This window comes from Pseudoalteromonas sp. Isolate3 (assembly GCF_022398505.1).
GTDB lineage: Bacteria > Pseudomonadota > Gammaproteobacteria > Enterobacterales > Alteromonadaceae > Pseudoalteromonas > Pseudoalteromonas apostichopi.
This window is the reverse complement of record NZ_JAKEVN010000152.1, coordinates 1-7,174: the sequence shown is the minus strand read 5'-3', so window position 1 is coordinate 7,174 and position 7,174 is coordinate 1. Positions and strand designations below refer to the sequence as shown.

Below are 7,174 nucleotides of genomic sequence, written 5' to 3'. Positions count from 1 at the left end.
TAATATTTCTTCGCAAAATTACGCTCTCGTACTATTCTTCTTAAAAAAGAGTTTATAGGAATTAAGCATGTCAAAACTGGTATTAGCCATTGATGATGATAAATATATCCATCATGTGATTGAGGAATCGCTATCGGGCTTCTGCACACTGATCCATGCTAAAAATGGCGACGAAGGATTAAGACAGGCGTCAAAGTACAACCCTGACATCATCTTACTTGATATCGAAATGCCGGGTAAAACGGGCTTTGAGGTATGTAACGAATTAAAAGCCAACCCGCAAACAAAAGATACGCCTGTGATGTTTTTGTCGGGTAAAGCTGATTTACCTGACCGTGTAAAAGGTTATAACGCAGGTGCAGCTGATTACATTGTAAAACCATTTAATGCTGAAGAGCTCATGGCACGTATTCGCGTGTTATATCAATATCGTCAGCACTCTAAAAAGCTTAAAAGTGATGTAGAGCGAGCGCAAATCACTGCCGAAATCGCGATGACAGATTCAGGCGATATGGGTCGTATAATGCGCTACGTTGGGCAGAGCTATCATGCACACGATATCAAAGCGTTATCTGAGCATATGTTTGAGTTTTTTAATCCGATGGAGCTCGATGTAGTGCTGGCGTTTTGGTATCAAGATATTGGCGTATTTTGTAGTGCTGAGGGCGGAGTGTGTCCACTAGAGCAAGAGCTACTCGAAAAACACCGTGATGCAAATCGCTTTGTTGACTTTAGCCATCGCACAATTATTAATTACCCTAAAGTGTCGATGCTGGTTAAAAACATGCCACTTGATGATGCCCAGCTTTATGGCCGTTATAAAGATTTATTTCCGCATATTCTTGAAGTTACTAACGCTAAAGTACAAGACATGGAAAACAACGAGCGGGCACTGACTCAAGCGCAGCAAATAGGTAACTCGTTTAATGAGTTATCTGATCAAATGTACCAAAACAGTGACTCGCGCGAACGTGCTGTTGAAAAGTTTGCCGCCCAACTAGATGAGCTAAATAAGTCAATTAAACAAAGTGGTTTATCAAGTAGTGAAGAAGTCGCATTTCACCTACAGCAATTAAAACAAACTCAATTGCAGTTTACCTCGCTCAATGAAGACTTAGCGTTTATAAAGTATCAGCTAAAGCATATTATCGAATCGCGTAGTGAACTTTTAGCTAGCTTACAAAAAATGGCTGAACCGAGTGAGACCGAAGATGTCACTTCACAAACGGATATCGAGCTATTTTAAGCCATGCTATACTGGCGCCGAATAATTTAGCTCGGAGTTTTGCGTGGTAATTCATTGTCCTTTTAAAGAAATGCGTCCTTATTTAGATGCCATCGAACAGCGTTTTGGTTTGGCTAAGTGGGCTGAGCAGAATGTTGGCTTTTCGCTTCATTATGACGATCAGGGTCTCAGCTTAAAGAAAAAGGACGAGCCAAAACTTGGTGCTATCCATGTTGATTTTGTAACTGGTGCTGCAGCCCATCGACGCAAGTTTGGTGGTGGTAAAGGGCAGGCTATCGCAAAAGCGGTTGGCTTGAACAAAGGTGCCACGCCAGTGGTGCTTGATGCCACTGCAGGCCTTGGCCGCGATGGCTTTGTACTGGCATCACTAGGCTGTAAAGTGATTTTGCATGAGCGCCACCCAGTTGTAGCTGCACTATTATTTGACGGCCTAGAACGCGCCTATAACGATGCTGAAATTGGTCCTTGGATGAAAGAAAACATGAGCCTAGTGTTTGGCTCTAGCCATACTTTACTGGCGCAGTGCAGCGATACACCAGATGTTGTGTACTTAGATCCTATGTTTCCTCATCGTGAAAAGTCAGCCCTTGTTAAAAAAGAAATGCGAGTATTCCAAGAGCTTGTGGGCGGAGATAACGATGCCGATGATCTTCTTGATTTTGCTTATCCGCTTGCTAGTAAACGAGTAGTCGTAAAGCGCCCAGATTACGCCCCATTTCTAAATGATAAAACCCCGAGTATGCAAATCAAAACTAAAAAGAACCGCTTTGATGTGTATGTGAAGGCAGCAATGGTTTAATACCATTAATCCGCAATAATACTTAATCATTTTGAGGGATTAAACCTACCGCTACCAGCGTTAAAAATTTTTCATTAAGAGCAACTTAATAGCGAAATTTTTGCCTTGTTATCGACGAGGTTTTATTGCCTCAAAATAGACCCCTTAATTAAGCAAATTGGTATTTATGTAACCCTTTTAGCTTAGTTTGATTCGTTTTTACCTGTTATTTTTTACGGTTTACATCAAATTGTCATAAAAGGTTAATATTCTACGCGCGTAACGTTACTTGGGAATATCGTTTATGCGCGTGTCATCATTTACTCGGCTATTGGCCGTTTTACTCACTCTCGCTAGTATTTTACTGGCAGCAACCCTGTTCTGGGCTAGTCAAACTTTACTCGGTTTAGAGCAGCAAGATAACGCTTATAATAAGCTTAAAAACACCATCATTATTGATTTAAAAAGTTACCTTGATGATTATTTAGAGCAAGGTGACAGCCAACACTTAAATAAAGCCTCAACGCTAATAAGCGATGTTAAAAAGCAGCATTTAACTGAGCTACCTAATGACTTGGCGGGCCAACTAAATAGCCAACTGACGGCGCTCGATAAAGACATTAATGGTAAGTATCGTGCTTTAGGTAAGCTATCGGGTAACGAAATGGCGCTGCTCGATAACTCGTTAAGGCAAATGGCAGGTTCGGCCTCATCGTTAATTGGCTATGCAAGCAAAGCCGAGCCGCAAACAGTGCTTGCACTTGAGTATTATCAACTTGCTGCTGACTACTACAGCGAAGTTACATCACTCGCTTTGTATACATACAAGTTAGTGCTTAACTATGATCAAGACACTAAAAATAGCCTCAATCAAAGTGTTGAAAACCTAAATGACCTTGCTGCTAAAATCGATAGACTTGAAAACCTAGGTGTTATGAGCGAAGTGGATGAAGACGCTTTGTTTTTTGGTGAAGAAGCTGAAGACTTAGCCGGTGATATTAAAGCTGAACTAAGTAGCTGGCCTAAACGTTTCCCACGTGATTTAGCATCCACTCTTGAGCAAGCTGAGCAACGTCAAACTGGCATGCAAGCACTTCGAGAACAGATTGAAGCCCTATCTGCGACGGTGCTTGGTGCTGAGCAACAGTTAAAAGATGAACAAAGTAATCTTAAGCAACAAGTGTTTATCGTGTTCTGTGTGGCCATTAGCATGCTGGTGGTTTTAGCGGGGGGTGTTTACTTTGTACAGCGTAACCAAGTGCTTAACCCATTGCGCCAATTACGTGATGGTTTTGCTTTCTTAATTGAAAGTAATGAGCTTAAAAACATCGAGAGTAAAAACCCGAAAACCGAAATAGGTGAAATTGCCCATTACTTTAATCAACTGATTGAGCGTCAGCGTGGTGAGGCAGAAGAACGAGCACAAATGCTGAAGGTTATTAATGACTTTATGCTAGAGATGAGCGAGCACTTACATACCATTGCACAGCAAACGGATGCCAGCCATTCTCAGGTTGAACAAAACCAAGGTTTACTTTCTGATATTCAACACATTGGTGAGCAGGTCAATAACATAAATGGTCAAGTTGCTGATAATGCTAAACAAACTTTTGGGGCGATGGAGCAAAGCTTAGGTTTTGCCGACAGCATGTTAACCGCAAGTTCTCGAACTGAAGAGCGCGTTGAACAAGGTCTTGATAGCTTAAAAGAGCTATTAAAAGGGGTTGATGATGTTGGCCAAGTCATAGAGGTGATCAAAAACATTGCTGAACAAACAAATCTATTGGCACTGAATGCAGCGATTGAGTCGGCTCGTGCCGGTGAACATGGTCGAGGTTTTGCGGTTGTAGCGGACGAAGTCCGAAAACTTGCCAGACAAACACAAGGTTCACTTGATGATATTAATAGTCAGCTAAACCGCTTAAGTGAAAATTCAACCATGGTATCAGAGCAAATTAGTGCGTTGGCTAATGATGCCGAGCTGCAAACACAAAATGCCCAAGAGCTTAAACGTAACTCAGAAGGCGTAGCTGACAACGCGCAAGATGCCAATAAAGTAGCGTTTGATGCTATGGAGCTTGCTAAGCAGCAAAATGCTTTACTCGAAAACTTTAGCCAATCAATGCAAAGCATGAAGGGGCAAGTAAGCGAGTCGAACTCACTGGTTAGTGATATTCAGCTGCGCCTACAAGAGCAAATGCACACTATTAAATCCAGCTTAGGTTTATAACACTTAAAAGGGCGAACAATGTTTTGCATTGTTTCCCCTTAAATCATGCGGTATTCAATTTTTTGGGTATATACTCTGTACTCTTATTTTCTTTCAAGGAATCACGATGATCGAACAAGGCCAAACTTTCCCTGCAGCAACCCTTAGCGAATTAACTAGTGAAGGTATGCAAACCTTATCAACAGAGGCATTATTTGCAGATAAAAAAGTGGTGTTATTTGCCGTGCCTGGCGCATTTACACCAACCTGTTCTAATGCTCACTTACCAGAATTTATCACCTTAGCTGATAAAATTACTGCCAAAGGCGTTGATGCAATTTACTGTGTATCGGTAAACGATGCATTTGTAATGAAAGCATGGGGTGAAGCGCACAATGCTGAGCACATTCGTATGTTGGCTGATGGTGATGCCAGCTTTACTAAAGCACTTGGTTTAGATAAAGATACGGCAAGTTTTGGTGGTGTGCGCTCAAAGCGTTACGCGATGATCGTTGAAAACCAAATAGTAACAGGGCTTTTTGTTGAACAAGATAAAGAGTTTGTTGTGAGCCGCGCTGAAGCTGTGCTAGAAAAACTTTAATAGTAATTCGTGCTTAATTAAGTAAATACAAAAAAGCCGGACGTAAGTCCGGCTGAAAGTCCCAGGGGGGAACTGGGGAGATCAACTATTAAGGTTGATACTGTGCATCCAATGTCACACCAGAGAAAGTCTTGTATGCATTTAAGCTTAAGTGCCAAGTACCTGCTTGTGGGTTACTGAATGTACATGTTTCTGCGTTACCGTTTTTGTACGGACGACAGTCATAGCTTGATGACGTTGGTTGGCTACCAAACTTAACGAATAAGTCAGCATCACCCGAGCCACCAGAAGTCGTTACTGTGAAACTTGCCATACCTGCTGGTACTTCTAATGTGTAATGTTTCCACTGACCTGCACTTGCCGAGATATCAGTCACTGTGCCGCCACCTGCTTGTGGTGAACCTGAGCCTGAACCTCCGCCTGATACAGTTAAATCACCCACTAAGCTAACACCTGAGTAGGCAGAATAACCATTCAGCATTACATGGTAAGTACCTGCTGTTGGGTTATCGATAGAACATACTTCATTGTTACCGCCTTTGTATGGACGACAATCATAGGTTGACGTTGTTGGTGCGCTACCTGCACGAACGTAAAGGTCAGCATCACCTGTACCGCCACTCATAGTGAAAGTTACGTTAGTCGCACCTGTTGGAACTTCCATTGTGTAGAAAGTTTGGCTGCTAGCAGAGCCACTTAAACCTGTTAGTGCTTGACCATCTTCTAACACATTCCCCGTTGGTGGTGGCGGAGTTGTACCTGATGCCGCTGCAACTGCTGCTGCCGCATCCACAATACCTGTCCCACAGCTAGTACATGTTGCTGGGAAAGAACGGGTTGTTGATTTTAAAATGTTTTCGATTTCATCAGGCGTTGCTGAAGGTTTAGCTTGCTTGATTAGCGCAGCGACACCCGCAACATGTGGTGCTGCCATCGATGTACCTTGCGAGTAGTGGTATGAATCGCTGCTTGGGCCTGTTGAGCCTGAGTTGTGAGTTGATAACACACCTTCAGAATCATTAGCAAAGCTTTGTGCGCCACCCGGTGCTGCAACATCAATGTTGCTACCGTAGTTTGAGTAGTATGCACGACCACCGTTACGACCTACTGATGCAACGTTTACTACGCCATTACAGTTACCTGGGTTGTAGTTTGCAGAGTTATCGTTGTCATTACCTGCTGCGATAACGACTACAGTGCCGTTGTTACGGGCTTGGTTAATTGCATTTTGTGTTGTAGAGCTACATGAGCCGCTACCGCCTAAACTCATGTTAATAACATCAGCAGGGTTAGCATTTGCTGGTACACCAGAAACTGAACCACCTGAAGCCCAGATAATACCGTCAGCGATATCAGATGTTAAACCACCACATTTACCAAGTACACGAACAGGAACTACTTTCGCATCATAAGCAACACCTGCAACACCTTCACCGTTGTTAGTAACAGCTGCAACTGTACCGGCAACGTGCGTACCGTGCCAGCTAGAGTCTTGAGCACCGTGTGTGTAACCACACTCGTTAGCACTGATTGCATCACCTGGATCGCGAGCATCGCTATCACGACCGCCCCCATCGTTTGCTACAGACACGTTAGAGATCATGTCATAGCCCTGAAGGATGTTTGCGTTTAGATCAATATGAGGACGGTAACCTGTATCAAGTACCGCAACTACCACACCGCTACCTGTTGCTGTATCCCAAGCTGTAGGAAGGTTTAAACCACCTGCTTGCTCGTAGTAGTGCCATTGGTCGTCATAACGAGGGTCGTTAGGCGTTGCAAATGGCTTTAACATTTGGTCAATTTCGATGTATTCAACATTACCTGTTGCAAGCACCTCTTGCATGAACTCTTGTGCTTCTTGAGCAGAAAGTTTTTTATCAGCACGCATTACGTGGTGATTATTCATCGCCATTGCACGAACATATTGTGCTTTTACTTTACCTTTCTTACTGGTGAAGTTTTTAACAAAGCCTTTTGCTTTTTTGTTCATCATAGTTGGCGATTGTTCTGCTGCCGACATAGTCATCATTTCATCATTGTTATTTTTATATTTGATGATGAATTGTGTACCAAAGCCTTCTTGACCTTGTAATTTTGCTGCAGTTTCCTGCATAGATGGCGACATAAGTTGGTTTGGAGTAGCCATTGCTGCTGTTGTCCCAAACAACGCAGTCAAGCTCAGTGCAATTGCGCACTTCTTCAAGTTGTTGTTAGTTGTCATAATGATCCCTAGATTGTTATGTAAATCTTCACGGTATTTTTCGCGAAGGGGGACAAAGGTAAAATAAATGTAAATTTAGTTAAAATATCGTTTTATTATGGTTGTCTCTATTTTGG

General features: G+C 42.7%; 5 protein-coding genes. 4 read left to right on the top strand and 1 reads right to left on the bottom strand.

Going from position 1 to position 7,174, the window contains the following annotated elements; translation table 11 throughout:
* Positions 1-67 precede the first annotated feature (67 nt).
* The 4 genes from L1D46_RS18945 to L1D46_RS18930 all read left to right on the top strand — a co-directional run bounded on the left by L1D46_RS18945 (position 68) and on the right by L1D46_RS18930 (position 4,834).
* Positions 68-1,246 carry a response regulator gene (locus L1D46_RS18945; RefSeq protein WP_239978040.1) on the top strand — a complete coding sequence of 393 codons (1,179 nt, stop codon included), beginning with the start codon at positions 68-70 and terminating at the stop codon, positions 1,244-1,246.
* A gap of 43 nt (positions 1,247-1,289) precedes the next feature.
* The gene (locus tag L1D46_RS18940; RefSeq protein WP_167658703.1) at positions 1,290-2,045 is read left to right on the top strand and encodes a class I SAM-dependent methyltransferase; all 756 of its coding nucleotides are present in this window, start codon (positions 1,290-1,292) and stop codon (positions 2,043-2,045) included.
* 283 nt (positions 2,046-2,328) lie between these two features.
* Positions 2,329-4,254, top strand: coding sequence for a methyl-accepting chemotaxis protein (locus tag L1D46_RS18935; protein WP_167658702.1), 1,926 nt, complete (start codon positions 2,329-2,331; stop codon positions 4,252-4,254).
* 106 nt (positions 4,255-4,360) lie between these two features.
* A complete protein-coding gene (locus L1D46_RS18930; RefSeq protein ID WP_239978039.1) occupies positions 4,361-4,834 on the top strand; it encodes a peroxiredoxin in 474 nt (157 codons plus the stop codon).
* An 88-nt stretch (positions 4,835-4,922) separates the two neighbouring features.
* On the opposite strand, the gene L1D46_RS18925 is transcribed toward L1D46_RS18930, so the two are convergent.
* Positions 4,923-7,058, bottom strand: a complete 2,136-nt coding sequence (locus L1D46_RS18925) for a S8 family peptidase (RefSeq protein ID WP_239978038.1) — start codon at positions 7,056-7,058, stop codon at positions 4,923-4,925.
* Positions 7,059-7,174: the final 116 nt, after the last annotated feature.

What these genes read in the sequence shown, in the direction of transcription:
- L1D46_RS18945 (WP_239978040.1), top strand. Translation starts at nt 68, where the DNA reads ATGTCAAAACTGGTATTAGCCATTGATGATGATAAATATATCCATCAT.
- L1D46_RS18935 (WP_167658702.1), top strand. Translation starts at nt 2,329, where the DNA reads ATGCGCGTGTCATCATTTACTCGGCTATTGGCCGTTTTACTCACTCTC.
- L1D46_RS18930 (WP_239978039.1), top strand. Translation starts at nt 4,361, where the DNA reads ATGATCGAACAAGGCCAAACTTTCCCTGCAGCAACCCTTAGCGAATTA.
- L1D46_RS18925 (WP_239978038.1), bottom strand. Translation starts at nt 7,058, where the DNA reads ATGACAACTAACAACAACTTGAAGAAGTGCGCAATTGCACTGAGCTTG.